This is a genomic window from Sphingopyxis solisilvae (genome assembly GCF_015475875.1).
GTDB classification, from domain to species: domain Bacteria; phylum Pseudomonadota; class Alphaproteobacteria; order Sphingomonadales; family Sphingomonadaceae; genus Sphingopyxis; species Sphingopyxis solisilvae.
Genome location: NZ_JADKYM010000021.1, coordinates 1 through 24,695 on the forward strand (window position 1 = coordinate 1; position 24,695 = coordinate 24,695).

Sequence of the window (24,695 nt, forward strand, 5' to 3'; positions counted from 1 at the left end):
GAACCCCCCCCGTCTGGGGGGGAGGGGGACCGCCGCCGCAGGCGGTGGTGGAGGGGGCTATCGGCCTGACGCGCCGCCGAAGGGCGCCACCCCCCCTCTCCGTCAGCGTTTCGCGCTGCCACCTCCCCGCAAGCGGGGAGGATTTGCCGTCCACACCTCCCCAAAACCGCCATCTGCGCGCTTCGAACCTCGGCAAAGGCCCCTTGTCGCAGCGACTTGCCAGCCGCGCCGATCCCCGCCAATTTGGTTTCGAAAAGAAACCAACGGAGCGGACCATGATCGACGATTTCGAGCAGCAGCGTGTGACACTTTCCACCGGCATCGAACTCGATGTCGTCGACATCGGCCCGCGCGATGCGCCAACGCTGATCTTCCTTCACGGTTTTCCCGAATCGCACCGCACCTGGCGGTATCAGCTGCCATATTTTTCCGACCGATACCGGTGCATCGCGCCCGACCAGCGCGGCTATCGCGGTTCGTCGAAGCCGCAGGACGCCAAATCCTATACCCCCGACAAGCTGATCGCCGACATCTTTGCCCTTGCCGACGCGCTTGGGGTCGGAGAGTTCACCATCGTCGGTCACGACTGGGGCGGGGCGATCGCCTGGGGCGTGGCGCTTGGCGGCCAGCCGCACGGGCTGCATCCGGCGTGGTCGGGGCGCGTCACCCGCGCCGTCATCGCGAATGCCCCGCATCCGGCGATCTTCCAGCGCCTGTTGCACACCAACGCGCAACAGCGCGCGGCCAGCCAATATATCCGGACCTTCCGCGATCCGGCGAGCGACCCGATCATCGCCGAACATGGCATCGCAGGGATATTGGCGCACGCCTTTGCCGGGCGCGTGCCGAGCGGTGGGATCCAGCCGCCCGACGAGATCGCACGTTTGCTAAAGGATTGGGAAGACCGCGACAGCTGCCGCGCGATGATCAACTGGTATCGCGCCTCGCCGACGGACGTGCCGCCGATGGACGCACCCTATGCCGAGCCACCGGCGGCGCCTTTTCCCAAACTCCACATTCCGACGCTGGTGATCTGGGCGCTCGACGATGTCGCGCTGCCACGGTGCAATCTGGATGGAATCGAGGCGCTTGTCTCCGATGTCACGATCGTCGAGGTTCCCGATTGCGGCCATTTCGTACCGTGGGAAGCGCCCGATGCGGTCAATCTGGCGCTGAACGAGTTTCTCGCCGTCAACTGATCGGAACCGCTCGACGTTCGGGGCAAAAAAGTGGCGGGCGGCATAGGCGCCGCCCGCCGTTGGGGGGGGGTCTGAATGGCGCGCCGCGATGGCGCGCGAAAGGGTCTCGTCACTGGCAGTTTTTCCCCGTTTTCTGCCAGCGGTCCACGCATTGGAACGGCGAGTTAACCATAGATTCGGCCGATATGGCAGGCTTTCACATTCTCCCCAACTTGCCATACTCGCGACATGGAAGTGGGAGGACTCAGCGTCGCCGTAAAGGTCGACCGGATTGACGGGCCAACGAGTTGGACCGTCGAACAGGACGACCACATCCTCTATCTTTATGAGGCGGGAAGCTATCACTGGCTGGAAACCTGGCTCGACGACCGGCGCACGTCGCTGGGCGATCCGTTGCCCGGCGAAATCTGGTTGGCGCCCGCCGGTCAGCGCTATCATGGCACCGCAAAGGGCGCGGCGGTCCGCTATATCGAGGTGATAATCCCGCCGACGCGGCTTACCGTCACACCCGGTACCCGGCCGCTTGCGGGTCATTATGATCCGGCTTTGGCGGGTGAGGTGCGCGCGCTGGCCGCGGGCGACACCGCGGCCGCCGAACGATTGCTGGCCTCTCTGGCGGCGACGCTGGGCGGGATGGCAGCGCGGCGCGAGGCGCCCGCGGTCACCCAGCGCATCAACGACTTGATGGCTTATATCCAGACCCAGCTCGAATTGTCGCTGACCGTCGAGGACATGGCGGCGCAGGCGGGCATGTCGGTCAACAGCCTGATCGTGCATTTTGCCCGCGCGACAGGCTACACTCCGGCGCAATATATGTTGCGCCAGCGGCTGCGCCGCGCATGCTGGTTCCTGATGAACCGCCCGCTGTCGGTCGCCGAGATCGCCTTTGCCACCGGATTTTCGAGCCATGCCCATCTGTGCGCGATTTTCCGGCGCAAGCTTGGTATGTCGCCGGGCGAGTGGCGGCGGCGCCATGTTTCGGCTACCCTCGAACCGCCCTGGGAGGATTGACGATGTCCCACACCGCCATGATGTTGATTGCCGGAATGGGGCTGCTGATGCTGACCCGCTTGGTCCAGCGTGACGCGGCGCGGGCCACGCGGTTGTTCCTGATCCTGTGGTTGATCGTTTCGATCGGCAACCTGCTGGTCGGCGTCTTGTACGCCGGATACGGCTGGAGCGAAGAGGCCGCGATCTGGCTTTTGGTGTTCGGCCTGCCCGCCGCGATCGCGCTGGCGGCAAGGCGGATCGGCGGTTGAGCTGTCAGTCTTCCGGGCGCAACAGGCAACCGCTGGCGCCCGCATAGCGCGCGCTGCGCGAGGCGAGGAGCGGAACGCTGCCGGTGACGGTCTTTGTCGCGGGATCTTCGGCCAGCGACACCATCTCCATTCCGGGTTCGAAATCGCTCTGACAGCTTTCGAGGCTGCGACCCTGGACATAGCGGCACGAACAGCCGACGCGCGCGGCATAGGCCGAACCCAGTTCGGCCTGCGCCTGGAATGCCGGAAACTTCCACACCAGCCCGCCAACGAGCAGCGCGGCCAGCAGGATTGCCCAAGGTAGGCAGCCGCCCCAACGACTTGGCTTTTTCGCGAGGCGGACAGGGGCCGTTTCCGGCGCAGCCGCGGGGGCCGGTCGGTCGGGCGTTGAAGGATCGGTCGGGTTGGTGCTAGTCACCGGAACCATGATCACGAAAAAACGCCTGCTGGCAAGTGCCGCGCTGACCGCCCTTGGCGCCTGGTCGCTGACGCAGGCGGCGGGGCAGGGCGCGCTGGCCCCCGCCGCGCCCGCGCCCAAGTTCGGGGCTTCGCTCGACAATGTCGGTGCGGCGGAGGCGCCGCAGCCGCTGCCCACGCTGCCCGCGCCGGTCAAAGCGCGCGCCGATGCATTGTTCGTCGATGCCGAAAACGTCGGTGAAACGCGCGCGCTGCTGGTACTGCGCGACGGCGAGCCGATCTACGAGCGCTATGCAGCGGGATTCGGCCCCGATTCAAAGTTGATCAGCTGGTCGATGGCCAAGAGCATCACCGCGGTGCTCACCGGATTTCTCGTTGCCGACGGAAGACTGGCACTTGATGGCCCCGCGCCGGTCGCGGCGTGGCAGCGGAGCGGCGATCCGCGCGGTGCGATTACCCTGCGCCACCTGCTCCATATGTCGGCGGGGCTCGAACATATCGAAAATGGTGATCCGGTCTGGCGCGGCGATACGGTCGACATGCTGTTCGGCCCCGGCGCCGGTGACATGGCGGCCTTTGCCGAGGCCAAGCCTGCGGCAGCCCAGCCCGGCGAGATATTCAACTATAGCTCGGCGACCAGCGTGATCCTGTCGGACATATTGGCCGACACGCTGACCCCGTCGCAGAACCCCGACGCGCGCCGCGACGCGATGCGCGAGTTTATCGCGGGGCGGCTTGCCGAACCGTTGGGGATGACGAGCCTGACCCCGGAGTTCGATGCCAGCGGCACGATGATCGGCGGGTCGATCATGCACGCGACGGCGCGCGACTATGCGCGGTTCGGCGAGTTTCTGCGGAACCATGGAGTCGTGAACGGCCAGCGGCTGCTGCCCGAAAGCTGGATGAAATTCATGCTCAGTCCTGCGGCCACCGACGGCGGCTATGGCGGGCATATCTGGCTCAATCGCAGGCGTCCGGCGGGGGCGCAGGCTGCGCTATGGCCCGATCGCGGTCCGAACGACCTGTTCGCGTGCATCGGCCATCAGGGGCAATATATCATCGTCTCGCCATCGCAGCGGGTGACGATCGTGCGGCTGGGAGTCACGAAAGGCGACCAGTTTCCGGCGCTGCGCCGTCATCTGGCCGATCTGACCGCCGCCCTATAACAGGAAGTCGCCGACCAGCGTCGTGACGCAAGTGCCGGTCAGTTCGACCATGTCGCCGTCGAGGCGGCAGCCGACATGGCCGCTGCGCGCGCTCGCCTGATACGCCGCAAAGGCGTCGCGCCCGAGCCGCGCTGCCCAAAAGGGTGTGAGGACGCTGTGCGCCGATCCGGTGACGGGATCCTCGTCGATCCCGGCGCCGGGAGCAAAGGCACGGCTGACGACATCGGCGCCGGACGGATCGCCGACGCCGGGTGCGGTGGCGATGTACAGGACATCGCCGCCTTCCCTGAGCGCGCGAAAATCGGGCGCCAGCGCCCGCACGCTCGCCGCGTCGGGATAGACGATCAGCGCGTAACCGCCAGCGTGCCACAGCGTTTCGACCGGCTCGCGGCCAAGCGCCCGCACGACGTCGGGCATCGCCTTCGGTGCGGGTGGGTAAGCGGGCAGCACCATGCGGTAGCCGTCATCCTCGCCGTTGCGCGCGACCCGCAATATCCCCGCCTTGCGGGTGCGAAAGCGCATGTCGCTTCGCCATTGCGCCGCCGACAACAGCACATGTCCGCTCGCCAAGGTGGCGTGGCCGCAGAGCGTAACCTCGACCGTCGGGGTGAACCAGCGCAGCTCGTAATCCGCTTCGCCGCTTTCGTCTGGGACGAGGAAGGCGGTTTCGGAAAGATTATTCTCCGCGGCAATTGCCAGCAGGGTCGTGTCATCGAGCCATTCCTCCAGCGGCATCACCGCCGCCGGATTGCCGGTGAAGGGCCGGTCGGCAAAGGCATCGACCCGGCTGATCGGAAGGCGTCGCGCGGCGCTCATGGATAGAGAAATCCCATCGTCCAGCCGTCACCTGCCCGCTCGAACAGCGTCCGTTCATGCAGCCGGTGCGCGCGGTCCTGCCAGAATTCGATGCGCTGCGGCGTCACGCGCCAGCCCGACCAACGCGGCGGACGCGGGACGTCCTGTCCCGCAAAGCGCGCCTGCATCTCGGCAAATCGGGTTTCAAATGTGGCCCGATCGGCCAGCGGGCGCGATTGGTCGCTGGCCCAGGCACCGAGTTGGCTGTCGCGACTGCGCGTGGCGAAATAGGCGTCGGCCGTCGCGTCGTCTACCGGGGCCACGGGCCCCTCGATCCGGATCTGGCGGCGCAGCGATTTCCAGTGGAAAAGCAGCGCAACCTGGGGGTTCGCCGCCAGCTCGCCGCCCTTGCGGCTGTCGAGATTGGTGTAAAAGACGAAACCGTCCGGCCCGTGGCCTTTCAGCAGCACCATACGAATGGAGGGTGCGGCGCCGGGCGTCGCTGTCGCCAGCGCCATGGCATTGGCATCGTTGGGCTCGCTGGCGCGCGCTTCACCGAACCATGTGTCGAAAAGCGCAAAAGGGTCATCGGTCATGCGCGCGGTCATAATGCGAGCTGATGGCGGGGAGCAAGCATTAAGCCCCTCCCCTTCAGGGGAGGGGTTTGGGTGGGGCCCATCGGCCTTGCGCAAGGACGATGGGCCCCACCCGCTGCGACTAGCGAACAAGTTCGCAAGTCTCGCTGCCCTCCCCTGAAGGGGAGGGCGTGGATTGAGGCAAACTTGATCGTGCTCGCGCCCATTCCCACATGGCCGCGCAATGGGCCTTCACGGCCCGTCACTAATCGGGCTACAGGAGCATGATGGCCGATCCTTATTCCACCCTGGGTGTTACAAAGACTGCAAGCGATGCGGAGATCAAGTCCGCGTATCGCAAGCTTGCCAAGGAACTCCATCCCGACAAGAACAAGGACAATCCGAAGGCGTCGGAACGCTTTTCCGACGTCACCAAGGCCTATGATATTTTGTCGGACAAGACCAAGCGCGCGCAATTCGATCGCGGCGAGATCGATGGGGACGGGAACCCCGCCATGCCCTTCGGTTATGGTGGCGGCGGTTTTCGCGGCGACCCGCGGGGCGGTGCTGGCGGCTTTTCGGGTTTTGGCAACGAAAGCGCGGATTTCGGCGATATTTTCGAAGGTCTGTTCGGCGGCCGCGCCGGCGGCGGGCCGTTCGGCGGTTTCGGCGGCCGCAACGCGCCGCCGCAAAAGGGCGCGAATGTCGCGTACCGTTTGGCGGTGTCCTTCATCGATGCCGCCACGCAAGCGCCGCAGCGGATCACGCTGGCCGACGGCGGCACGATCGACCTGAAGCTGCCCGCGGGGGTCGAGACCGGAACCCAGATGCGGCTCGCCGGTAAAGGCCAACCAGGACCGGGCGGCGCGGGTGACGGGATTGTCACGATCACGGTCAAGGACCATCCCTTTTTCGAACGCGACGGGGCCAACATTCGGCTCGACCTACCCGTGACGCTGGATGAGGCGATCAACGGTGCGAAGGTTAAGGTGCCGACGGTCGATGGTCCCGTGATGCTGTCGATCCCCGCCGGATCGACCTCGGGCAAGGTGATGCGGCTGAAGGGCAAGGGTTTCAGCCAGAAGGGCGGCGGGCGCGGCGATCAACTAGTACGCCTGATGGTCGATTTGCCCGCCGAGACCGGCGACCTGGCTGCCTTGCTGGGCGACTGGACCGACACGCGCGCCATACGAGCCGACCTTGGCGTGTAAAGCGTGAGCGGGGAGACGGACCAGCAGGCCGCCGAAGCGCTGGCAAAACAGGTCGCAAAGGAAGTCGACGAGGAGTTTCTGGCCGAAGGCCATTCGCCGCATTCGCCCGAAGCGCGCGCGGAGCGCGCCAAGCGGATCAAGCTGCGCGCACGGGCGCAGGGCGTCATCGACGCCAGTCGCCAGCGGCTCGGTCCGGGAACACGGGTTTTCCATATCGTCCGACGCGTCGTCGTCGGCACCTATACCGACGGGTTCATCCATGCGGGCAATCTGGCCTATCTGGCTTTGATCGCACTGTTCCCGTTTTTCATTCTGGTGGCGGCGGTGTTGTCTCTCATCGGTGGCAGCGTTGGCGGGGAGGCGGCGATCGAGGCGGTGTTTTCAACGATGCCGCCGTCGGTCGCGAATGCGCTGGCCGGGCCGATCCGCGAGGTGATGAGCGCGCGCACGGGCATCTTCCTGTGGCTCGGCGCACTGGTCGCGCTATGGACCGTGGGCAGCCTGATCGAAACGGTGCGCGACATTTTGCGCCGCGCGTATGGAACGAGCTTTTCCAAAGGCTTTTTTCACTATCGGCTGATGTCGATCGGCATCATTACCGGCGCGGTGGTGTTGATGCTGGTGTCGTTCAGCATGCAGGTGCTGATCGTCGGGGTCGAACAGTTTGTGACGCGCGTGCTGCCGCAGGAATATCGCGCTTTGGGCGTCGTCGCGATTTCGCGCGGGGTGTCGGGACTGGGGCTGTTTCTCGCAATTTATATGTTGTTCTACAGCCTGACCCCGTCGAAATACCGGCGCTTGAAACAATGCCCGAAATGGCCGGGCGCGCTGTTCACCACCCTGTGGTGGATCGCGGTCACGCTGGCCTTGCCGCCGCTGCTCGCCAGCTTGCTCAGCTATGACGCGACCTACGGTAGCCTCGCAGGCGTCATGGTCGCGCTATTCTTTTTCTATCTCGTCGGATTGGGTATGGTGATGGGAGCCGAACTCAACGCCGCACTCGTCGAGGTTGAGGATTTGGGCCATGACGCTATTGGGCGCGTCGACAATGTAACCATAGCAAGGGCCGGAGACGCAGAATGACGGGTTTGATGCAGGGCAAGCGGGGGCTGATCATGGGCCTCGCCAATGACAAATCGCTCGCCTGGGGCATCGCCAAGGCGCTGAACGCGCACGGTGCCGAGCTGGCAATCAGCTATCAGGGCGATGTGATGCTGAAGCGGGTCAAGCCGCTCGCCGACGAACTGGGCTGTGATTTTCTGATCGATTGCGATGTTGCCGACATGGGCAATCTTGACGCCGCCTTTGCGACGCTGGCCGAGCGCTGGCCGACGATCGACTTCGTGGTTCACGCGATCGGCTACACCAACAAGGAAGCACTGCGCGGCAAATATGCTGACGTCACGCTCGATGATTTTCTGATGACGATGAACATCAGCGTGTACAGCTTCACCGCGGTCGCCGCCCGCGCCGCGGCGATGATGACGCCTTTCGATCCGGAGACGGGCAGGGGCGGTGGCTCGATGCTGACCCTGAGCTATTATGGCGCCGAAAAGGTGATCCCGCATTACAACGTCATGGGCGTCGCCAAGTCGGCACTGGAAACCAGCGTAAAATATCTCGCCAATGATTACGGCCCGCAAGGCGTGCGCGTGAACGCGATCTCGGCGGGGCCGATCAAGACGCTCGCGGCATCGGGCATCGGCGATTTCCGGCTGATCCTGAAATGGAACGAGCACAATGCCCCGCTCCGCCGCAACGTGACCATCGACGATGTGGGCGGTTCGGCGCTCTATCTGCTCAGCGATCTGGCGTCGGGGGTGACGGGCGAAACGCACCATGTCGATGCCGGATATCACACCGTCGGCATGAAACAGGAAGACGCCCCGGATATTGCGCTTGTCTAGAACCCTCTCCCCTTGGGGGAGAGGGAGGGGCCCGTCGCGAAGCGATGGGAGGGTGAGGGTCTGACAAAGAGCCGCTTCACGACCGATGACGACACGGTTGACCGCGCACGCCGTCTCCGGCGTGACGCGACGCCTGCTGAAAAGAGGCTTTGGTCTGTTCTTCGCGGCAATGGGCTTGGCGGCTTCAAATTTCGCCGCCAGCAACGGCTTGGCCCGTTCATCGCTGACTTCGTCTGTCAATCGGCGCGACTGGTGATAGAGGTCGATGGTGATAGCCATGCGGCGCAAATCGACTATGACGCGCGGCGAACGGACTTTCTGGCGCGAGAGGGATATCGGGTGCTGCGTTTCGCAAATAGCGATGTGATGGAAAATCTGGACGGTGTGTGCCGGGTGATCGAGGCTACGCTTGCGGACAGTCCCTCACCCTCCCACGCGGCTGCGCCGCGCGGGCCCCTCCCTCTCCCCCAAGGGGAGAGGGGAGTATGAGTTTCAATAGCTTCGGGCGCGTGCTTCGCTTTACCACTTGGGGCGAAAGCCACGGCCCCGCGCTCGGTGCAGTCGTCGACGGCTGCCCGCCGCGGCTGTCGCTCAGCGAAGCCGATATCCAGCCCTACCTCGACAAGCGTCGTCCCGGCCAGTCGCGTCACACGACGCAGCGGCAGGAGCCCGATCACGTCCGCATCCTTTCCGGCACCTTCGAGGGCAAGACCACCGGCACGCCGATCAGCCTGATGATCGACAATGTCGACCAACGATCGAAAGATTATGGCGAGATCGCACAGGCCTATCGCCCCGGCCACGCAGATTACAGCTATGACGCCAAATATGGCATCCGCGACTATCGCGGCGGGGGCCGGTCGAGCGCGCGCGAGACCGCCGCGCGCGTCGCCGCTGGCGGCGTCGCGCGGCTGGTGATTCCCGAAGTGCAGATCCATGCCTGGGTCGCCGAAATTGGCGGCGATGCGATCGATCCTGCCAACTTCGACCTCGAAGAAATTGATCGCAATCCCTTTTTCTGTCCCGATCCCGCTGCGGCGCAGCGCTGGGAAGGCCTTATGGACGCCGCGCGCAAGTCGGGCAGTTCGCTCGGCGCGGTCATCGAATGTGCCGCGAGTGGTGTCCCGGCGGGCTGGGGCGCACCGATCTATGCCAAGCTCGACAGCGACCTGGCCGCGGCGATGATGGGGATCAACGCGGTCAAGGGCGTCGAGATCGGCGCCGGTTTCCAAGCGGCGCGGCTACGCGGCGAGGAAAATGCCGATCCGATGCGCCCCGCGACCGACGGCAGCAACCGCCCCGATTTCCTGTCGAACAACGCCGGCGGCATCGCGGGCGGCATTTCGACCGGCCAGCCGGTGGTGGTCCGTGTCGCATTCAAACCAACCAGCTCGATCCTCACCCCGGTGCCGACCGTCAACAAGGCAGGCGAGGCCGCCGACATCGTGACCAAGGGGCGCCATGATCCCTGCGTCGGCATCCGCGGCGCGCCGGTGGTCGAGGCGATGATGGCGCTGGTGCTCGCCGATCACAAGCTGCTCCACCGCGCGCAATGCGGCTGACGCGGAGATGATCGAGGCATTGCGAGTCGCGGTTGCGGAGCATCAAGCGACGATCGGCCTGGTGGTGCTGGGCCTGATGTTTCTGGGTTTCGTGCTGGAGCGGTTCCCGGCCACCGTCGTTGCGATATTGGGTACATGCGCTTTTCTGTTTCTCGGCATTTTGTCGGGAAAAGATTTGTTTTCGGTCTTTTCCAACCCGGCGCCGGTGACGATCGGGGCGATGTTCATTCTGTCGGGGGCGCTGCTGCGGACCGGCACCCTCGACGCCATCGCCAACCGCATCATCGCCCGGGCGCAACAACATCCGCGGCTGGCACTGGTAGAGATGTTCGTCGGCGTTTACGTCGCGTCGGCGTTCCTCAACAACACGCCGGTCGTGGTCGTGATGATCCCGATCATGATGAAACTGGCGGGTGCATTGGGACTGAGCGCCAAACGGCTGCTGATGCCCTTGTCCTTCGTCGCGATTTTGGGCGGGACGACGACGCTGATCGGGACGTCGACCAACCTGCTGGTCGCGGCAGTGGCCGATGCCAACGGGCTCGACCGGTTCGGCATCTTTACCATCACCCCGGTCGGACTGGTCGCCGGAGTGGCGGGCGTGACGGCGCTGCTTTACATTGCGCGCCGTTTCCTGCCCGACGAGGCGCCGAACCAGATCGCGTTGAGCCAGGAACATCGCGGATTCCTGTCCGAGGTCCGTATCGTCAAGGACGGCAATCTGGTGGGCAAGCCGGTCGGCGAGGTTCCGTTTCTGAAGCGGGCGAGCGTCAAGTTGGTCGGGCTGAAGCGCGGGGCCACGCTGCGACGCACGGGCATTGCAGACGAAGTGCTGGAGGCGGGAGACCTGCTGGTGCTGCGGCTGGAACTGGCCGAACTGCTGTCGTTGCGCGAAAACCGGAACGTTGTCATCGGGCTGACCGCCGGGCATGACGACATCGCCCACGACAGCGAAGAAATTGTCGAGGCCATGATCGCACCCAGCCATCCGGCGATCGGGCGCCGCCTGATCGAAATTCCGTTCCTGTCGGCGCTGCGGGTGCGCATTCTGGGGGTCGCGCGTTTTCGCAAGACCCCGGGCCCGGACTTGCCGAATGCGCGCATCCAGGCCGTCGACCGGGTATTGGTCACCGGCCCCGCCGACCAGATCGAGCAAATGTACGCCAATCCCCACCTTTACGGTGTCGGATCGACCACCGAGCGCGAGTTCCGGCGCAGCAAGGCGCCGCTGGCGATCGGCGCGCTGCTGGCGGTTGTTTTGCTTGCCGCTTTCAACATCATGGACATCGGCGTCGCCGCGATCATCGGTGTCGGTTTCATTCTCGTCACGCGCTGCATCGACGCCGACGAGGCGTGGGATTCGATCGACGGCAATGTGCTGGTGCTGATCTTTGCGATGCTGGCGGTCGGGCTGGCGCTCGAAAATTCGGGCAGCGTTGCCCTGATTGTCGGCGAGTTGACACCGCTGCTCCGCGACGTTCCGCCCTGGGCATTGGTCATCGCAACCTATGTCGTCGCCGGTTTGCTGACGGAAATCATCACCAACAATGCCGTGGCAATCCTGGTGACGCCGCTGGTGATCGCGCTGGCACGCGAATTGGGTGTCGATCCCTATCCACTGGTGATCGCCGTCATGTTTGCGGCTTCGGCCAGCTTTGCGACGCCGATCGGTTACCAGACCAACACCCTGGTCTATGCGGCGGGCAACTATCGTTTTGCCGATTTCCTGCGGGCAGGGATTCCCATGATGCTGGTGGTCGGCACGGCGACCTGCGCCGCCATCGCGCTGCTTGTCTGAACGGCGCGTCGCCTGACATCGACGGGGTGGACGTCGCGGCGCAATTGGTGAAGGATGGTTTTTCGGGCGCCGCAAAACGGGCGGCACCGGACCAAGGGAAAGGGTGATATATGGGGTGGTGGTTCCGGATTCCGTTGTGGCAGCGTGTCATCGCTGCGTTGATTCTCGGGGTCATCACGGGGTTTGCATGGGGACCGGAAGCCGCCAGTATCAAATGGATCGGCGATTTCTTCATCAAGGCGGTGAAGATGCTGGTCGTCCCGCTGATCTTTTTCTCGCTCGTATCCGGGGTCGCCGCGATCGGCGACCTGCGCAAACTGGGCAAAGTCGGCGGGCGCGCCATGTTGTTGTTCGTCATATCCGGACAGATTGCGGTGTGGCTGGGGCTGATGCTGGGAAGCTTTGCCCGGCCGGGCATCGGGGTCGATACCAGCGCGATCCAGCGTGGCGCGGTTCCCGAACCTAACGCCGCCAGCTGGACCGACATGATCCTGTCGATCGTACCCGAAAGCCCGGTGCAGGTCATGGCCGACGTCCAGGTGCTGCCACTCATCGTTTTTGCGCTGCTCATTGGCATCGGCATCTTGATGGCAAAGGACGAGGGGGCTCCGGTCGCGAAAATTTTCGATAGCGGCGCCGTCATCATGCAAAAGGTGACGATGATCGTCATGGAACTGACGCCGTTCGGCGTGTTCGCGCTTATGGCGTGGGTTGCCGGGGTGCTCGGACTCGACGCGCTCCAGTCGCTGGCGAAGCTGGTGGCGCTCAACTATATCGGCTGCCTGTTCATCATTCTGGTGCTGTATTCGGCGATGATCCGGTTTCTGGCCAAGGTGCCGGTGGTCGGTTTTTATCGCGGGATGATCGACGCGATCGCGGTCAGCTATTCGACTGCCTCGTCAAACGCGACATTGCCCGTAACGCTGCGCTGCACCCAACGGAATCTTGGGGTTTCGCCCAGCGTGTCGAGTTTCGTCGTTTCGTTGGGGGCGACGATCAACATGAACGGCACGGCGATGTATCTCGGCCTGGCGACGCTGTTCGGCGCGCAGATTTTCGGCGTCGATCTCAGCTGGGGCGACTATATCATGATCTCGGTAACCGCCACGCTGGGCGCGATCGGCGCCGCCGGCATTCCCGGTGCGGGCCTGATCATGATGGCGCTGGTCTTTGGCAGCGTGGGCGTGCCGCTGGAAACCATCGCGTTCGTCGCCGGTGTCGACCGGATTATGGACATGATGCGCACCACGACCAACGTCACCGGCGATGCCGCAGTTGCGGTGACCGTCGCGTCGATGACCGGCGAGCTCAACGTCGAGGAACTGGTGTCGTCGGACGACGTCTAGGGCCGGAACCCTAAGCCCGCCCGGACCGCCGCGCGAAAACGGCGTGCCGGCTTCGATCAATCCGGATGGGCGTTTTCGTCGCGGCTTCCGCGGAACCGGCCGTCGCTGCGCGACGGGCGCGCCTCGGGAACGGTGACGGGCGCCTCGAACGTGCGTGGCGGGGGCGGTGCGGGCTGGCGAACGGTCGTTGCCGGATGCTCGAACGCGGGCGCCCGGTTTGGCCGCGCCGCAGGGGCGCTGGCGCCGTCGGGGGCTGGGCGCCGCATTTCGCCGTTGGTACGCGGCGCCGGTCGTGTCCTGGCGCCCTGCTCGTCAGCAATCGGTGCCGCGCGAACCGGTCGCGGCCGGGAAACCGCGCTGCCATCTTGCGGGACGGGCTGCGGACGAAAACGATCGCGGTCGGGTCGGGTCGGATTGCCCGTTGCGGGCGGCGCGGCTTCGGTGCTGCTGCCCGGCCTGCCTCCGCGCCATGCGCCGCGATCCCGATTGTTGTCGCCGTCGCCGCGTTGCCAACGGTCCGGTCCACGGTCGGGCCGAACGGGAGGAGTGGCGGCAGGCGGCGTCCCGTCGGCACGTCCCGGACGGCCGCCGCGCGGGCCGTCATTGTCGCGATCGCTACGTTGCCATCCACCCGGCCGCGCCGGACGGCCATCGCCCGGGCGTCCGTCGCGGTCGCCGCGGGTCCAGCCGCCGGGGCGTCCCGGCTGACCATGGCCGCGGCTGCCATGATATTTCCACCAGGCGCGGCGTCCGCCCCAATAGTTCAGATAGTGATCGCGCAGCGGGTAACGGTTGCGATAGCGGTCGAACATCCACAGCCCGTGGCCGGGATAATAATAATTGTCGTACCAGCCGCCGCCGAACCCGATGTTGAGGAAGCCGCCGCCATAATCCGAAGCGTCGTAGCAGTCATAGCCGTAGCCGTCGTCATAGGCATAACCGTCATAGTCATAATAGCTGCTGCCGTAACGCGCCGCGCAGTCGCCGCCCGACGCATAGCCAGCGCCATAGACGTCGCCGTAATAACAGCCGCCGAGCGTGGTCGTGGCGAGCGCACCAAGTGCGACCGACATATGTCTTTTAAGCTTTCCGGGCATGACGCCATTCCTTTGCCAAACCGCAGGCAGCGGTTGTGTTGGCGATAGGCTGTACGAGTCGAGTTGAATTTGCGGTGAATGGTGGTCCATGTAGATTTCGGCGTTACTTGCAACAGTGTCAGTAGTAGTTTACGTCCGCTGTGGACTGTCCAGAGAACGAGGATGAACCGATGAACGCGCCAACCAAGATCGAATGGTCCGAAGCCCGTTTCGGCCCGGAGACGCAGCATTGGTTGCCGCGCAATCCCGACCATCTTCTCGACCATATTCCCGGCGAGGACGGGCTGCCGGTTATCGGCAACACGCTCGAACAACTCGGCGACTATCGCGCCTTCACCACCCGCATGGTCAACACCTATGGCCGGGTTTATCGGAACAACAGCTTCGGTGGCCGCAGCGTCGCGCTGCACGGACCCGAAGCGAACGAACTGGTGATGTTCGACCGCGAAAAGATCTTCTCGTCCGAACAGGGCTGGGGACCGGTGCTCAACCTGCTGTTCCCGCGCGGGTTGATGCTGATGGATTTTGAAAAGCATCGCGCCGACCGCAAGATATTGTCGGTTGCCTTCAAGCCCGAACCGATGCGCCACTACGCCGAATCGCTCAACGAGGGGATCCGCGACCGGGTCGCGGCGTGGAGCGGCAAGCGCTTCAAATTCTACCCGGCGATCAAGGAATTGACGCTCGACCTGGCCGCGACCAGCTTTCTCGGCATTCCCTGGGGGCCGGAAGCCGATAAGGTGAACAAGGCGTTCGTCGACATGGTGCAGGCGTCGATCGGTGTTGTGCGGGTGCCGATGCCGTTCACCGCCATGGGCCGCGGCGCGAAAGGGCGCGCCTATCTGGTCGACTATTTCGGTCGCATGGTGCCCGAACGCCGCGAAGGAACCGGCGAAGATATTTTCAGCCAGATTTGCCGCGCCCGCGATGACAATGGCGAATATCTGAGCGCCGATGCGATCGTCGATCATATGAATTTCCTGATGATGGCGGCGCACGATACGATCACCAGCTCGATCACCTCGCTGGTATGGATGCTGGCCAAACATCCCGAATGGCAGGACCGGCTGCGCGAAGAAATGCTGGCGGTGTCACCGGCGGGCGAGGGTGTCGGCCACAACAGCCTCGGCGAACTCGAACTGACCGAATGGGCGTTCAAGGAAGCGCTGCGGCTGGTGCCGCCGGTGCCGAGTTTTCCGCGCCGCGCGCTCAAGGATTTCGAATATGGCGGCTACCGGATTCCCGCCGGGACGTCGGTGGGGGTCAGTCCCGCCTTCACCCACATGATGCCCGAACATTGGCCCGAGCCCGAAAAATTCGACCCGATGCGCTTTTCGCCCGAAGTAGCGCGCGAGCGGCACAAATATGCGTGGGTGCCGTTCGGCGGCGGTGCGCACATGTGCCTGGGGCTGCACTTTGCGTATATGCAGGCGAAGATCTTTTTCCATCATGTGATCACGACGCACCGCATCGTCGTCGCGCCGGGTTACGAGCCGAAATGGCAGGTACTGCCGATCCCGCGGCCCAAGGACGGGCTGATGGTGACGTTCGAACCGCTCTGAGCTTGCACAGGGAAGCGCCGCACCCCATTGGAACAGGGTGAAAAACGCTCGTCCCTATCTGGCCTGGTTCGCCTTTGCGGTGTTGCTGGCGCTGGGCGCCATCCGCGCCATGCAGTGGGTCCGCGATCATCCCGAACATATGCCGACCGCTCGCTTCGAACTCGCGCACCCGCAAGGCTGGGCGACGCACCGCAAGCTCGTGGCGATGGTCAGCGATAACGACGCCTGCTTTGCGGCGCTCGACCGCGCCGGCGCGGGGTATGAGCGGCGGCCGGTCGTGGGCGAGGGCGTGTGTCGTGCGGCACAGCGGATGGTGCTGACCGGCGACCGGTTTGTGCCGACGATGCGGCCCTCGAACGCGGCGCCCGGCTGCGCCGTCTCGATCGCGATGGCGCTTTGGAACCGCGACGTTGTCCAGCCGCTGGCACAGAGATATTTCGGGCAAAAGGTCGTCGCGCTGGAAAATCTGGGAAGTTACAACTGCCGCAAGATTGCGGGGCGCGAGGCGCAGAGCGAGCATTCGACGGCGAATGCGATCGACATTTCGGCTTTCGTCCTGGCCGATGGCACGCGGATCTCATTGATCAACGACTGGGAAGAACCCGATGTGCGCCGCGAATTTCTGGTCGCGGTGCGCGACGGATCGTGCGGGCTGTTCAGCACCGTCTTGTCACCCGATTATAACCAGGCCCACGCCGACCATTTCCACTTCGATATGGCAGCGCGCACCGCGGGGTGGACTGTCTGCCGTTAGCGTAGGGGTTTCGCATAAAGAATTGTGCGTACCTCTTCGGCGAAACCGCAGGCTTCGTGCCATGCCTGACTGCCCAGATTGTCGAGTTCGACATCCGATCCGATTTGCGCATAGCCGCCGCTGCGTGCGCGCTGCTCGATCGCCGCAAGCAGCTGGCGTCCGGCGCCGGCGCGGCGATGCCCGGCGTCGATCCAGATGCCCTCGATGTGCGGATATGAGGGCACGACGCAGCCGTCGAACATTGTCCGCAACTGCACTTCGGCGAAACCTACCGCCCGGCCGTCCGCATCGGTCAGCATGAAATTCCACAAGCTTGGATCGGCCAGCATCGCCGGCAATTCGCTGGCGAGCTCCGCCGCCTCGGCATCCGGCCACAATCGGGCGCGCATCGCCGCCCATGCGCCGACATCGTCAAGTCGTGCATCGCGAACAATCATCGTCAAACGGTAAAGCTCTCGCCGCAACCGCACGCGCCCTTGGCGTTCGGATTTTCGAACACGAAACCGGCAGCGAAATCATCCTCGACCCAGTCCATCGTGCTGCCGATCAGGTACAGTACCGACGCGCCGTCAATGTAGAAGATGCCGCCCGGGGTCTCGATCTTCTCGTCGAACTTCGCTTCCTCGGTCACATAGTCGACCGAATAGGCAAGGCCCGAACAGCCGCGGCGCGGGGTCGACAGCTTCACGCCAATCGCTCCTGCGGGCGCGGCCGCCATCAACTGGGCAACGCGCGCTTCGGCGTTGGGGGTCAGCGTGACCGCGGCTGGGCGGGTTTTCAACGTCGTCATCTCACACTCCTTCCCCTCTCCCCTTGTGGGAGAGGGATGTGAAGACTTGGCAACTTGCTGCCTAGTCGAAGCTGGGTGAGGGGGTGCGGTCGAAGACCGCGCGAGCCTGCGGCTCGCAGACCCCTCATCCAACTGCGCCTAGTCACTTCGTGACAAGGCTTCGTATCCTTCTCCCGCAAGGGGAGAAGGCGGTTTTACAACATCCCCAGCTCCAACCGCGCTTCGTCGCTCATATTCGCGGGCGACCACGGCGGATCCCAGACCAGATTGACTTCGGCGTCGCCGACGCCCGGCACCGCGCCGACGCGCAATTCGACCTCGGCGGGCATCGATTCGGCGACGGGGCAATGCGGGGTCGTCAGCGTCATCGTGACCACCGCATGGCCCTCGTCGATCTCGACATTGTAGATGAGACCCAGATCATAGATATTCACCGGAATTTCGGGGTCGTAGATGTCCTTGAGCGCATTGACGACAGCTTCGTACAGATCGCCGCCGACGCCGTGCGGATCGACCGCGGCCGGTTTCTCGGCCAGGAAACCGGCGAGGTAGTCGCGCTTGCGTTCCAGCTTTGCGCTCATCGTTTCCGGCGCGCTTTCCGCGTCCGCAACGCGCGCTTTTGGTGGCGCATCGACGCTCGTAACTTCCTCGACCTTGATCATGCGGTCCTCGCTCATCCGAAAATCCTCTCGACGCGGGCGAGGCCGTCGATCAGCGCCGCCACATCGTCGTCATTGTTGTACACGCCGAAACTCGCGCGCGCGGTCGCGGGGACGCCCAGATGCTCCATCAACGGCTGCGCGCAATGGTGACCGGCGCGGATCGCGACCCCGCCTTCGTCCAAGATAGTGCCGATATCGTGCGGATGAACCCCTGCCATCGAAAAACTGACGATTCCGGCACTGTTTTCAGGGCCATAGAGAGTGATGCTGTTGCGCCGTGCCAGCGCCTCGCGCAAGCTGCCGACCAGCGCGCATTCGTGCGCGTGGATCGCCTCGACGCCGACCGCATCGACATAATCGACCGCCGCCGCCAGCCCGATCGCCTCGATAATCGCGGGTGTGCCCGCCTCGAAGCGGGTAGGGGCGGGTGCGTAGGTGGTCATTTCAAAAGTCACGCGGTCGATCATCGACCCGCCGCCCTGCCACGGCGGCAGCGTGTCGAGCTTGCCGCTCCACAGAACGCCGATACCGGTGGGGCCGTAAAGCTTGTGGCCCGAAAAGACATAATAGTCGCAGCCGAGCGCCGCGACATCGACGGGCAGCCGCGGCACCGCCTGACAGCCGTCGATGAGCAGCTCGGCGCCGACGCGATGCGCGAGTTCGGCCGCGCGCGCGACGTCGAGCGGGCTGCCCAGCACGTTCGAGACATGCGCGAAGGCGACCATCGTGTGTTCGGGGGTCAGCACCTTTTCGGCGGCGTTCAGATCGATGCAGCCGTCGGCGGTCAACGGGCACACGTCGACCTGCCAGCCCGCAAGCTGCCACGGCACGATATTGCTGTGATGCTCGAGCGTGGAGAGCAACACGCGGCCCTTCTTCGGGTGCGAATAGGCGACGAGGTTGATCGCCTCGGTCGCGCCCCGCACGAACACGACCTGATCGTCCTTCGCGCCGACAAAGGCCGCGATCCGCCGCCGCGCCGCTTCATAGGCGAGCGTCATGTCGGCCGAGCGCGCGTAGACGCCGCGATGCACGGTCGCATAGTCGCGGCCCATGGCGTTGACGGTGGCGTCGATGACGGCGTGCGGCTTCTGCGCCGTGGCGGCGGTGTCGAGATAGTGCCAGCCGGGGGTGAGGCCCGGAAACTGCCCCCTGATCCCGTTCGTGTCGAGCGAAGTCGAGACACGCTGGCGCCCGGCTTGACGTCCCTCGACTTCGCTCGGGACGAACGGAGAAGTGAGGCTGCTCACACCAACTCTCCCAGCTTCGCGAGCGCCAGCTCCTGCAACCGCGCCTCATCCTCGGCGCCGTCGAACACGCCGGCGACAAACGCCTGCAACATGAGCTTTTTCGCCTCGCCTGGCGGAATCCCGCGCGATTGCAGATAATAGAGCGCCATCGCGTCCAACTCGCCAATCGCGCACCCATGCGCGCATTTCACATCGTCGGCGTAGATTTCCAGCTCGGGCTTGGCATTGGCGGTCGCGCTGCGATTGAGCAGCATCGCCTTCACATCCTGCGCGCTGTCGGTTTGCTGCGCATCGCGCGCGACCGCAACTTTGCCGAGGTAGGTGCCCGTCGCGGTCCCGCCGAGCACCGAGCGCACGACCTGCCGCGACGTCGCACCGGGTTCGGCGTGGGTGACCGTCGTGACGATTTCCAGATTCTGCTCGCCGCCGCCGATCTGCGCCGCGCCGAGCGTGAAGTCGGCGCCTTCGTGCAGCGTGACCGTGAGTTCGATGCGGCCATAGGCGCCGCCGATGTTGAGGATATGCAACGCGGCGACCGCACCTTTGCCGAGCACCAGCTCGATCTGGTGGATCGCGCCTGCATCCTGCACAATCGCGCGGCGGAAATCTCCGCGCGCGGGCACAACGATGCTCTCGGGCGCGGGCAGCGGCCACGCCGCGGTCACCGCGTCGATGTTGCTATAGCGCCACGCTTCGTCGCGACGCGAGGGCAGAGGCGCGGCCATCACTCTGCTGCCCGACGTTGTTCGAGCCAGGCAGCAACAAGAATATGGGCTCTCTCTTCGGCACACTCATTGACCTGAAGTCCGACAAGGTCCCCACGGCGGGCGCGTTCAGCCTTGGAAATCTTGCGATCTTTCAGGGAGTCAACTTCGGCCCGGACATCTGGCGTGGTGCAAAAGATCATGGCGTCGCAACCGAGCTTGTCCACCATAGCGTTTTTGGTCGATTTCGTCGTCTTGCAGGTGACCACATCGCCATTCCATTTCACTGAACCGCGCCACTCGGTCATCTTGCGGGCAATCACGACAATATCGTCCTCGAGCGCGTCCGCTCGTGCGGTGTCCGCGACGGCGGGCTGCGGGGCGATCAGGAAAAATGCCGCCAGCATCACGCCGCAAGCTCCGCATAACCATGCGCTTCCAGCTCGCGCGCGAGGTCGGGGCCGCCCGACTTAACAATCCGCCCAGCGGCCAGAACATGCACAAAATCGGGCTGCACATAGTCGAGCAGGCGTTGATAGTGGGTGATCAGCAGCACCGCCTTGTCGGGGCGCCGCATGATCGCGTTGATCCCGTCGCCGACGGTGCGCAGTGCGTCGATGTCGAGGCCCGAGTCCGTCTCGTCGAGGATGGCGAACTTGGGGTCGAGAATCCCCATCTGCACCATCTCGTTGCGCTTCTTCTCGCCGCCCGAAAAGCCGACATTCACGGGGCGCTTGAGCATGTCCATGTCCATCTTGAGCAGCGCGGCTTTCTCGCGCGCGACCTTCAGGAATTCGCCGCCCGAAAGCGGTTCCTCGCCGCGCGCGCGGCGTTGGGCGTTGAGTGCCTCGCGCAGGAACTGGACGTTTGACACGCCGGGGATTTCGACCGGATATTGGAAGCCGAGAAACAGGCCGGCGGCGGCGCGCTCGTGCGGCTGCATATCGAGCAGATCCTGTCCCTCAAAGGTCGCCGACCCGTCGGTCACCTCATAACCCGGCCGCCCGCCGAGGACATAGGACAGCGTCGATTTGCCCGCGCCATTGGGGCCCATGATCGCATGGATTTCGCCCGCATTGATGGCGAGCGACAGGCCCTTCAGGATCGGCTTGTCGGCGACGGTGGCGTGGAGGTTTTCAATTTTGAGCATTATAGATCCGCAATAACTCAGGGTGTTGCTTTAGGTGGCGTGCGAGCCGCACGTCGCGAAGGCGTTTCAACAGTCGGTGAATATAGAAGAACGCGAGCAATGCGCCGACCGAGGCAGCTGTCGGATTATCCCGAGTGAAGCCGAGATAGCTGCCCGAGGAGCAGAGCAGGAGCATGAATAATGCAAACCAGAACTCGCTTCCGAGGTTTTCGGGCAAATCGTTGCTCACCCCACGCTCCCCTCGAGGCTGATCCCCAGCAATTTCTGCGCCTCGACCGCAAACTCCATCGGCAGCTGTTTCAGCACTTCCTTGGCAAAGCCGTTGACGATCAGCGCCACCGCTTCTTCCTGCCCAAGCCCGCGCTGCATGGCGTAGAATAGCTGGTCGTCGCTGATCTTGCTCGTTGTCGCTTCATGCTCGACGGTCGCGGTCGGGTTGCGGACCTCGATATAGGGCACAGTGTGCGCGCCACTGAGCGACCCTAAAAGCAGACTGTCGCACTGGGTGAAGTTACGCACCCCCTCGGCATTCGGCGCCACCCGCACGATCCCGCGATAGGTGTTGTTCGACTTGCCCGCGCTGATCCCCTTGCTGACGATCGTCGAGCGCGTGCGCTTGCCATTGTGGATCATCTTGGTGCCGGTGTCGGCCTGCTGGTAATTGTTCGTCACCGCGACCGAGTAGAATTCGCCGACGCTGTCGTCGCCGTTGAGGACGCAGCTCGGATATTTCCAGGTGATCGCCGAGCCGGTCTCGACCTGCGTCCACGACACCTTGCTGCGCGCGCCTTGGCACAGCGCGCGCTTGGTCACGAAATTATAGATGCCGCCCAGCCCCTCGGCGTTGCCGGGATACCAGTTCTGCACCGTCGAATATTTGATCTCGGCATCGTCGAGCGTCACCAGTTCGACCACCGCGGCGTGGAGCTGGTTTTCGTCGCGCATCGGCGCGGTGCAGCCTTCGAGGTAGCTGACATAGGCGCCTTTGTCGGCGATGATCAAAGTCCGTTCGAACTGCCCGGTATTCTCCGCATTGATGCGGAAATAGGTGCTGAGCTCCATCGGGCAGCGCACGCCTTCGGGGACGTAAACGAAGGTGCCGTCCGAAAAGACCGCGCAGTTGAGCGTCGCGAAATAATTGTCGTGCATCGGCACGACCTTGCCGAGCCATTTTTTCACCAACTCGGGATATTCGCGGATCGCCTCGGAGATCGACAGGAAGATCACCCCCGCGCGTTTCAATTCCTCGCGGAAGGTCGTCGCGACGCTGACGCTGTCGAACACTGCATCGACCGCAACCTTGCGCGCGCCCTCGACCCCCGCGAGCACCTTTTGCTCCTCGATCGGGATGCCGAGCTTTTTATAGACCTCAAGAATCTCGGGATCGACTTCGTCGAGGCTGCCTAGCTTGGGCTTCGGCTTGGGCGCCGCGTAATAGTATGCGTCTTGGTAGTCGATCGGCGGCACGTTGAGCTTCGCCCAATCGGGCGTCTCCATCGTCTGCCAGTGGCGGAACGCCTTCAGCCGCCAGTCGAGCATCCATTCGGGCTCGTTCTTCTTCGCCGAGATGAAGCGGACCGTATCCTCGGTCAGCCCCTTGGGCGCAAAGTCGGTCTCGATGGTCGAGGACCAGCCATGCTCATAATCGGCGACCTTCGCCGCGGCATCGTGTGCGGCCTGGTCTTTCACGGGGAGGTCTGTGTTGTCGGTCATGCTTCTATCCTCCCCTCCCGTTTGCGGGAGGGGTTGGGGGAGGGAATGTTCATTGGGTGAGCGACCTCTACAGGCCCTCCCCAAACCCCTCCCGCAGGCGGGAGGGGCTTACTAAGGCTCGCCAAACTGATCCCTGCCAGAGCCCCGCGCACCGCGCCGTTCACGACGCCCCAGTGCGGCTGCACCTTGCAGCTGCCCTCGAGCGAGCAATCATGGCGCCCCTCGGCAACGCAAGAGGTGAGGGCGATCGGGCCTTCGACCGCCTCGATGATGTCGGCAACGCTGATCGCTGCCGCGGGCCGCGCGAGCCGTACGCCGCCGCCGCTGCCGCGCGAGGCGACGAGGAGTCCGGCGCGGGCGAGGCCGCTCACCAGCTTTTGCGCGGTCGGTCCGGGAATGCCCGTCTGTTCGGCGAGCATGCCCGCGTGAATCGGCACCGACCCGCACTGGCGGGCAGCGGCGCTCATCAGCACCACGGCATAATCGGCAAGGTTGGACAGGCGCATAAGATTGCGAACGATTCTTAACTGGAGTAAATTACTCCACTTATATAGGCGAAGCCGTCCCACGGTGCAACCAACCGGCCTTTGCCGGGCACCAAGAAAAAAAAAGGCACCCATCTGGCCGGGGCCAAATGAGTGCCGAGATGAAGGTCTCAGTCCTCGTCAGAGGATGAGCTCTTCTGGGTCGCAAGGGGGAATTATGCCGACGCGCTGATTCGCGATTGTACGGAAACGCCAAAAACGGCCTAGTTCACATTTTGATGGTTAACGGGGCGTGGGCTCGGATTCACTCCCGATTCAATCGTCATTGCGAGCGCAGCGAAGCAATCCAGAGCGTTTTACGCAACTCTGGATTGCTTCGCTGCGCTCGCAATGACGATGTTGAGACTTGGAAGCCTATGTTTCGGACACCATCGGGCCGACCTTGCCGGCCAGTTGCTTGCGGCCCTTGGTCGTCGCCTGCGTATAATGGGTCGGCTTGCTCAGCTGGCCCGGGGTGGCACCGGCAAAGCGCTTGATCTCGCGGATCAGATGCGACTGGTCGTAAAAGGCGTCGCCGAGCTGCGCCGAATCGAGCCCTTCGCCGCGCGCGAGCGCCGACGCGGCGCGCACGGCGCGATATTTGCGCGCCAGCATCCGCGGCGACAGGCCGTAATAATGTTTGGTCATGCGCTCGACCGAGCGGATCGACATGCCGGTGGCGTCGACCAGATCGGCGACCTGCGGCGAGGGCGAGGCGGTCAGCCATTCGTCGACGGTGCGGATGAACCACAGCGGCGCCGCTTCGCCGCGCGTCAGCACCTCGCGCGCGAAATTATTGCCGATCACCAGCCGCGCGTCGATATCGGGTGCCTGTTCCAGCGCCGCCGCAACCTCCTCGATCCACGGCCCGAAGCGCTGAACCGCATCGATCGCACGGTCGGTCAGCTTTTCGGCATCGTCGCCCATCAACGCCGCCCAGCCCGCGGGCAGCAGGCCGAACCCGAACAATTGTGCGGGACAATTGCTGATCGCGCGTACCCGCCCGCTGGTCGGACCGATGATGATCGCCCGCGATACCGGGGCGGTGTGGCCATCGGCAAAGATATATTCGCCGTCGGCGTTCGTCACGAAGCGGAACTGCGGCCGGTCGGCGCGTTCATATTCGTCGAATTTCGGCAGGTTGAGCCGCGCGAAATAGAAGCTCGACACCATGTCCGCCAGATCGGGATCGGGCGGGAAATAGTGCAATTCGAACGGCGCGCTGCCGTCCGCGTCCAAACGCGAGGATGAAGC

At 64.1% G+C, this 24,695-nt stretch carries 28 protein-coding genes; 13 read left to right on the plus strand and 15 right to left on the minus strand.

Features of this window, described 5'->3' with window-relative positions:
- Positions 1-275: 275 nt before the first annotated feature.
- The 3 genes from IR187_RS13290 (at position 276) to IR187_RS13300 (ending at position 2,458) form a co-directional block, all read left to right on the plus strand.
- Positions 276-1,199, plus strand: coding sequence for an alpha/beta fold hydrolase (locus tag IR187_RS13290; RefSeq protein ID WP_194955065.1), 924 nt, complete (start codon positions 276-278; stop codon positions 1,197-1,199).
- 228 nt (positions 1,200-1,427) lie between these two features.
- Entirely contained in the window at positions 1,428-2,210 is a 783-nt protein-coding gene (locus IR187_RS13295) for a helix-turn-helix domain-containing protein (protein WP_194955066.1), read from the plus strand.
- Positions 2,211-2,212: 2 nt separating this feature from the next.
- The gene (locus tag IR187_RS13300) at positions 2,213-2,458 is read left to right on the plus strand and encodes a hypothetical protein (protein ID WP_194955067.1); all 246 of its coding nucleotides are present in this window, start codon (positions 2,213-2,215) and stop codon (positions 2,456-2,458) included.
- Between the two features lie 4 nt (positions 2,459-2,462).
- Here IR187_RS13300 and IR187_RS13305 read toward each other — a convergent pair whose 3' ends face one another.
- Complete coding sequence (locus IR187_RS13305) at positions 2,463-2,885, minus strand: hypothetical protein (RefSeq protein ID WP_228765933.1); 423 nt, start codon at positions 2,883-2,885, stop codon at positions 2,463-2,465.
- Between IR187_RS13305 and IR187_RS13310 the strand changes: the two genes are divergently transcribed.
- Positions 2,884-4,041, plus strand: coding sequence for a serine hydrolase domain-containing protein (locus IR187_RS13310; RefSeq protein WP_194955068.1), 1,158 nt, complete (start codon positions 2,884-2,886; stop codon positions 4,039-4,041). The two genes, IR187_RS13305 and IR187_RS13310, sit on opposite strands and share 2 nt — an antisense overlap.
- On the opposite strand, the gene IR187_RS13315 is transcribed toward IR187_RS13310, so the two are convergent.
- Together IR187_RS13315 and pdxH are read right to left on the minus strand one after the other, a co-directional pair.
- Positions 4,036-4,857: a PhzF family phenazine biosynthesis protein gene (locus IR187_RS13315; RefSeq protein WP_194955069.1), complete on the minus strand. Its 822-nt coding sequence runs from the start codon at positions 4,855-4,857 to the stop codon at positions 4,036-4,038. The genes IR187_RS13310 and IR187_RS13315 overlap by 6 nt on opposite strands.
- Positions 4,854-5,432 (minus strand): pyridoxamine 5'-phosphate oxidase, encoded by a 579-nt coding sequence (gene pdxH, locus IR187_RS13320; protein WP_194955070.1) that lies wholly within the window; start codon positions 5,430-5,432, stop codon positions 4,854-4,856. The genes IR187_RS13315 and pdxH overlap by 4 nt, the downstream gene beginning before the upstream one ends.
- A gap of 266 nt (positions 5,433-5,698) precedes the next feature.
- On the opposite strand from pdxH, the gene IR187_RS13325 reads away from it, so the two are divergent.
- From IR187_RS13325 to IR187_RS13355, 7 genes are all read left to right on the plus strand, one after another.
- Positions 5,699-6,622 (plus strand): DnaJ C-terminal domain-containing protein, encoded by a 924-nt coding sequence (locus tag IR187_RS13325; protein ID WP_194955071.1) that lies wholly within the window; start codon positions 5,699-5,701, stop codon positions 6,620-6,622.
- A gap of 3 nt (positions 6,623-6,625) precedes the next feature.
- The gene (locus IR187_RS13330; protein WP_194955072.1) at positions 6,626-7,705 is read left to right on the plus strand and encodes a YihY/virulence factor BrkB family protein; all 1,080 of its coding nucleotides are present in this window, start codon (positions 6,626-6,628) and stop codon (positions 7,703-7,705) included.
- Positions 7,702-8,529: an enoyl-ACP reductase FabI gene (gene fabI / locus IR187_RS13335; protein ID WP_194955073.1), complete on the plus strand. Its 828-nt coding sequence runs from the start codon at positions 7,702-7,704 to the stop codon at positions 8,527-8,529. Before IR187_RS13330 ends, fabI begins: the two co-directional genes overlap by 4 nt.
- 12 nt (positions 8,530-8,541) lie before the next feature.
- The gene (locus tag IR187_RS13340) at positions 8,542-9,018 is read left to right on the plus strand and encodes an endonuclease domain-containing protein (protein WP_228765934.1); all 477 of its coding nucleotides are present in this window, start codon (positions 8,542-8,544) and stop codon (positions 9,016-9,018) included.
- A complete protein-coding gene (gene aroC, locus IR187_RS13345; RefSeq protein ID WP_194955074.1) occupies positions 9,015-10,091 on the plus strand; it encodes a chorismate synthase in 1,077 nt (358 codons plus the stop codon). Before IR187_RS13340 ends, aroC begins: the two co-directional genes overlap by 4 nt.
- A gap of 7 nt (positions 10,092-10,098) precedes the next feature.
- Positions 10,099-11,889 carry an SLC13 family permease gene (locus IR187_RS13350; RefSeq protein ID WP_194955075.1) on the plus strand — a complete coding sequence of 597 codons (1,791 nt, stop codon included), beginning with the start codon at positions 10,099-10,101 and terminating at the stop codon, positions 11,887-11,889.
- Positions 11,890-11,999: 110 nt separating this feature from the next.
- Positions 12,000-13,235: a dicarboxylate/amino acid:cation symporter gene (locus tag IR187_RS13355; protein WP_194955076.1), complete on the plus strand. Its 1,236-nt coding sequence runs from the start codon at positions 12,000-12,002 to the stop codon at positions 13,233-13,235.
- A 56-nt stretch (positions 13,236-13,291) separates the two neighbouring features.
- On the opposite strand, the gene IR187_RS13360 is transcribed toward IR187_RS13355, so the two are convergent.
- Positions 13,292-14,332, minus strand: coding sequence for a hypothetical protein (locus IR187_RS13360; RefSeq protein WP_194955077.1), 1,041 nt, complete (start codon positions 14,330-14,332; stop codon positions 13,292-13,294).
- 170 nt (positions 14,333-14,502) lie between these two features.
- Between IR187_RS13360 and IR187_RS13365 the strand changes: the two genes are divergently transcribed.
- On the plus strand, positions 14,503-15,894 hold the full coding sequence (locus tag IR187_RS13365) for a cytochrome P450 (protein ID WP_194955078.1): 1,392 nt from the start codon (positions 14,503-14,505) through the stop codon (positions 15,892-15,894).
- A 37-nt stretch (positions 15,895-15,931) separates the two neighbouring features.
- Complete coding sequence (locus IR187_RS13370) at positions 15,932-16,648, plus strand: extensin-like domain-containing protein (protein ID WP_324187698.1); 717 nt, start codon at positions 15,932-15,934, stop codon at positions 16,646-16,648.
- On the opposite strand, the gene IR187_RS13375 is transcribed toward IR187_RS13370, so the two are convergent.
- The 11 genes from IR187_RS13375 to IR187_RS13425 all read right to left on the minus strand — a co-directional run bounded on the left by IR187_RS13375 (position 16,645) and on the right by IR187_RS13425 (position 24,650).
- Positions 16,645-17,085 carry a GNAT family N-acetyltransferase gene (locus tag IR187_RS13375; RefSeq protein WP_194955079.1) on the minus strand — a complete coding sequence of 147 codons (441 nt, stop codon included), beginning with the start codon at positions 17,083-17,085 and terminating at the stop codon, positions 16,645-16,647. The two genes, IR187_RS13370 and IR187_RS13375, sit on opposite strands and share 4 nt — an antisense overlap.
- A gap of 2 nt (positions 17,086-17,087) precedes the next feature.
- Positions 17,088-17,438, minus strand: coding sequence for a HesB/IscA family protein (locus IR187_RS13380; RefSeq protein WP_194955080.1), 351 nt, complete (start codon positions 17,436-17,438; stop codon positions 17,088-17,090).
- A 194-nt stretch (positions 17,439-17,632) separates the two neighbouring features.
- Complete coding sequence (locus IR187_RS13385) at positions 17,633-18,115, minus strand: SUF system Fe-S cluster assembly protein (RefSeq protein WP_194955081.1); 483 nt, start codon at positions 18,113-18,115, stop codon at positions 17,633-17,635.
- On the minus strand, positions 18,112-19,257 hold the full coding sequence (locus IR187_RS13390; protein ID WP_194955118.1) for an aminotransferase class V-fold PLP-dependent enzyme: 1,146 nt from the start codon (positions 19,255-19,257) through the stop codon (positions 18,112-18,114). Before IR187_RS13390 ends, IR187_RS13385 begins: the two co-directional genes overlap by 4 nt.
- Positions 19,258-19,346: 89 nt before the next feature.
- Complete coding sequence (locus IR187_RS13395; RefSeq protein WP_194955082.1) at positions 19,347-20,075, minus strand: SufD family Fe-S cluster assembly protein; 729 nt, start codon at positions 20,073-20,075, stop codon at positions 19,347-19,349.
- Complete coding sequence (locus tag IR187_RS13400) at positions 20,075-20,464, minus strand: hypothetical protein (protein WP_194955083.1); 390 nt, start codon at positions 20,462-20,464, stop codon at positions 20,075-20,077. Before IR187_RS13400 ends, IR187_RS13395 begins: the two co-directional genes overlap by 1 nt.
- Positions 20,461-21,204, minus strand: a complete 744-nt coding sequence (sufC, locus tag IR187_RS13405) for a Fe-S cluster assembly ATPase SufC (RefSeq protein WP_194955084.1) — start codon at positions 21,202-21,204, stop codon at positions 20,461-20,463. The genes IR187_RS13400 and sufC overlap by 4 nt, the downstream gene beginning before the upstream one ends.
- Entirely contained in the window at positions 21,191-21,433 is a 243-nt protein-coding gene (locus tag IR187_RS13410) for a hypothetical protein (protein WP_194955085.1), read from the minus strand. Before IR187_RS13410 ends, sufC begins: the two co-directional genes overlap by 14 nt.
- The gene (sufB, locus tag IR187_RS13415; RefSeq protein ID WP_194955086.1) at positions 21,430-22,917 is read right to left on the minus strand and encodes a Fe-S cluster assembly protein SufB; all 1,488 of its coding nucleotides are present in this window, start codon (positions 22,915-22,917) and stop codon (positions 21,430-21,432) included. The genes IR187_RS13410 and sufB overlap by 4 nt, the downstream gene beginning before the upstream one ends.
- Positions 22,914-23,423, minus strand: a complete 510-nt coding sequence (locus IR187_RS13420; protein WP_228765935.1) for an RrF2 family transcriptional regulator — start codon at positions 23,421-23,423, stop codon at positions 22,914-22,916. The genes sufB and IR187_RS13420 overlap by 4 nt, the downstream gene beginning before the upstream one ends.
- Before the next feature lie 393 nt (positions 23,424-23,816).
- Entirely contained in the window at positions 23,817-24,650 is an 834-nt protein-coding gene (locus IR187_RS13425; protein ID WP_228765936.1) for an AraC family transcriptional regulator, read from the minus strand.
- Between the last annotated feature and the right edge of the window lie 45 nt (positions 24,651-24,695).

Bases quoted from the DNA above. Each gene is read 5' to 3' on its own strand.
- fabI (WP_194955073.1), top strand. From the start codon at position 7,702: ATGACGGGTTTGATGCAGGGCAAGCGGGGGCTGATCATGGGCCTCGCC.
- pdxH (WP_194955070.1), bottom strand. From the start codon at position 5,432: ATGACCGATGACCCTTTTGCGCTTTTCGACACATGGTTCGGTGAAGCG.
- IR187_RS13325 (WP_194955071.1), top strand. From the start codon at position 5,699: ATGGCCGATCCTTATTCCACCCTGGGTGTTACAAAGACTGCAAGCGAT.
- IR187_RS13380 (WP_194955080.1), bottom strand. From the start codon at position 17,438: ATGACGACGTTGAAAACCCGCCCAGCCGCGGTCACGCTGACCCCCAAC.
- IR187_RS13395 (WP_194955082.1), bottom strand. From the start codon at position 20,075: ATGGCCGCGCCTCTGCCCTCGCGTCGCGACGAAGCGTGGCGCTATAGC.
- IR187_RS13360 (WP_194955077.1), bottom strand. From the start codon at position 14,332: ATGCCCGGAAAGCTTAAAAGACATATGTCGGTCGCACTTGGTGCGCTC.
- IR187_RS13305 (WP_228765933.1), bottom strand. From the start codon at position 2,885: ATGGTTCCGGTGACTAGCACCAACCCGACCGATCCTTCAACGCCCGAC.
- IR187_RS13420 (WP_228765935.1), bottom strand. From the start codon at position 23,423: ATGCGCCTGTCCAACCTTGCCGATTATGCCGTGGTGCTGATGAGCGCC.
- IR187_RS13300 (WP_194955067.1), top strand. From the start codon at position 2,213: ATGTCCCACACCGCCATGATGTTGATTGCCGGAATGGGGCTGCTGATG.
- sufB (WP_194955086.1), bottom strand. From the start codon at position 22,917: ATGACCGACAACACAGACCTCCCCGTGAAAGACCAGGCCGCACACGAT.
- IR187_RS13295 (WP_194955066.1), top strand. From the start codon at position 1,428: ATGGAAGTGGGAGGACTCAGCGTCGCCGTAAAGGTCGACCGGATTGAC.
- IR187_RS13365 (WP_194955078.1), top strand. From the start codon at position 14,503: ATGAACGCGCCAACCAAGATCGAATGGTCCGAAGCCCGTTTCGGCCCG.
- IR187_RS13290 (WP_194955065.1), top strand. From the start codon at position 276: ATGATCGACGATTTCGAGCAGCAGCGTGTGACACTTTCCACCGGCATC.
- IR187_RS13375 (WP_194955079.1), bottom strand. From the start codon at position 17,085: ATGATTGTTCGCGATGCACGACTTGACGATGTCGGCGCATGGGCGGCG.
- aroC (WP_194955074.1), top strand. From the start codon at position 9,015: ATGAGTTTCAATAGCTTCGGGCGCGTGCTTCGCTTTACCACTTGGGGC.
- IR187_RS13350 (WP_194955075.1), top strand. From the start codon at position 10,099: ATGATCGAGGCATTGCGAGTCGCGGTTGCGGAGCATCAAGCGACGATC.
- IR187_RS13355 (WP_194955076.1), top strand. From the start codon at position 12,000: ATGGGGTGGTGGTTCCGGATTCCGTTGTGGCAGCGTGTCATCGCTGCG.
- IR187_RS13315 (WP_194955069.1), bottom strand. From the start codon at position 4,857: ATGAGCGCCGCGCGACGCCTTCCGATCAGCCGGGTCGATGCCTTTGCC.
- IR187_RS13385 (WP_194955081.1), bottom strand. From the start codon at position 18,115: ATGAGCGAGGACCGCATGATCAAGGTCGAGGAAGTTACGAGCGTCGAT.
- IR187_RS13310 (WP_194955068.1), top strand. From the start codon at position 2,884: ATGATCACGAAAAAACGCCTGCTGGCAAGTGCCGCGCTGACCGCCCTT.
- sufC (WP_194955084.1), bottom strand. From the start codon at position 21,204: ATGCTCAAAATTGAAAACCTCCACGCCACCGTCGCCGACAAGCCGATC.